1 protein-coding gene is annotated in these 2,423 nt (G+C 41.1%); it reads right to left on the bottom strand.

Annotated elements, in window-relative coordinates; all coding sequences use genetic code 11:
- Positions 1 to 226: 226 nt before the first annotated feature.
- Positions 227 to 2,365, bottom strand: coding sequence for a TonB-dependent hemoglobin/transferrin/lactoferrin family receptor (locus tag BCT81_RS24245; RefSeq protein ID WP_102426127.1), 2,139 nt, complete (start codon positions 2,363 to 2,365; stop codon positions 227 to 229).
- Positions 2,366 to 2,423: the final 58 nt, after the last annotated feature.

The raw sequence follows: 2,423 nt of genomic DNA, 5'->3' as shown, positions 1-2,423 counted from the left end.
GTGTTACTATGCACGCGAATTATATGTTTAATGTTAATTTTCTTTGGAGTTAATCATGGAACTAGGCCTGATCATCACTTTCATCGTTGCTGCAGCAGTAATGGTTAAGAAAGAAATGGCAGAGAAGTAATTTCACTTTATTCCTTTTTGATACAATTTTTAGTGAAATTGAAAAAGCCAGCTTATAGCTGGCTTTTTAGTTTCTGTAGTTCAGGTGTGTAACGAATTAGAATTCGTAGTTTGCAGATAAGCCCCAGTTACGACCAGGCTGAGATTTGATATCTGTGTTGAATTGAGAATCATGTGCGCTACCAGACATATCACTGTACAACCAGTACTTCTTATCTAGAGCGTTAAATAGACCAGCTCTCAGAGTTAAATCTGTCATAGGACGGTAATAAGCAGTCAAGTCTACAACTGTGTATCCGGATACATCAACGTTGTCGTCAGAGTTCCAATCATCCTTCGACGCAACCATTTTAACATTTAACGCAGAACCGAAATTATCGCGTTCAACACCAAATCCGATTGTACTTGTTAGTGGTGCAACTGAATCAATTGACTTACCAGTCTTCTTGTCTTCGCCATCCGCATAAGCAACAGCTAGGCGAGTGTAAGTGCCGTAAGGTGCGTCAAACAGAGTGTCAAGATTGATAGTTGACGAGAACTCAGCACCATAAATCGTTACTTCGTCTAAATTTTCTTTCGTGAACACATCTTTACCTCCTTGCTCACCTGTTTTCGTTTCGTTGATAAAATCAGTGTAATCGGTGTAGAACGTGCTCAATTCGAAACGGGCATATTGGTTGTTGCCACGCAATCCTAGCTCATAAGAAAGGCTTCTTTCTGCTTTCAGATTAGGGTTTGCCTCTACGATAGCACCTTGGTTATAGAAGTAGTAAAGGTCATAAACAGAAGGAGCTTTGAAGCCTTGGCCAATCTGACCAAAAACAGACAAGCTATCATTGATATGGTAAACCGAACCTAATTTGGCAGTGAATGCGTCATCTTCATTCTTGTCGTATTCCGTTGTGTAGCCTTCATCAGTTGATGGGTCAGCAACAAACGAGTCATAACGTAGACCGCCCGTTACGATGAGCTTGTCATCCATGAAGAACGCTTGGTCTTGAAGGAAAACACCCCATTGCGTGATTTTTGCGTCAGGAATACCTGTACTACCTGGAGTAACAGTGCCTCTGTCAAACTTATGGTCAGTATTGTCTAATTCGAAATCATTTTGTAGGTAAGTAAAACCATACGTAAACTCATAGTCAGCACCGCTAATGTTAACCAACTTAGACAGCTGTGTATCGACCTGCATATTTACATCAGATGCATCACGCTCACGTAAACGACGTCCATTAAAACCAGTCGTGTCGTAGTTTTTATTCAGAGTACTAGAATCTTGGTAACTTAGAGACCAATCCAGAGAGTCTGCAATTGAAGAGTTTAGTTTAAGTTGTTGCTCTAGAGTCGCACGGAAACGTTTGTTGGTGTCTTCATTGTAGTTATCCGTATAAACAAAACCCGGCATAAGTTGGTAGCCATTGTAGTTCAGCTCATCTTCATCATATTGACGCTGATAATGTTCTACCGTTAGGCCAATCTTATTCGAATCAGATACATTGTAAAATGCTTTTGCTAAGAAGTTACTTAGCTCCGTATCTGCAGGGTTAGCAGCACCGCGATCTGGGCCTTCAACATTAGAGCCCGACGAGTGAGTCTCTGTTTCATGACCTTGAGCGTATGTCGCCATTACGATAGTTTCTAGCTTATCTTTACGCATAGCCCAAGAAAGAGTGTTCTTAAACTGTTCATCAGCAGAAGTGTAGCTAGATTTGATACCAAAACGGTTTTCATCACCGTCAGTTCTAAGCATATCCTCTGGGTTCTTTGTTCTCAGCAGTACCGCACCACCAATAGCATCAGAGCCATAAAGCGTAGAAGCGGGCCCTTTATTCACCTCAATGACACTCAATGTGTCTACTTCAATCGCGTTTGAATATTTACGCTGTTCAGATGCACCAGGGTTATATGGAGTAGGTTGTTGCACACCATCTACCATTAATTTAACGCGGTCACCTTCGACACCACGAATATTAAAGCCTGAAATACCAAAACGGCCACTACCTTGAGCTTCTACGCCAGGTGTGTACTGAAGGGCTTGCTTTATGTCGTTGGACATTTGATTATCAATATCTTCTGAAGATACTGATTCAATAGAGCTTGAAACATCAGCTTTACTTTGTTCAGTACGAGTTGCCGATACAACAACCTCGTCAAATAGGGCATAATCTTCAGCTAAGGCTGAGGTTGATGAAAGCGCTAAAACGATTGAAGCAGAGAGTAGGGATTGCTTATACATCTGATAGTTACCTTAATTCCATAGTATTATCTTGATTTCGCGAAAGATAATATTGGAT

It is taken from the genome of Vibrio sp. 10N.261.52.A1, assembly GCF_002876325.1.
Lineage (GTDB): Bacteria > Pseudomonadota > Gammaproteobacteria > Enterobacterales > Vibrionaceae > Vibrio > Vibrio chagasii.
This window is presented reverse-complemented; position numbering and strand designations above follow the sequence as displayed.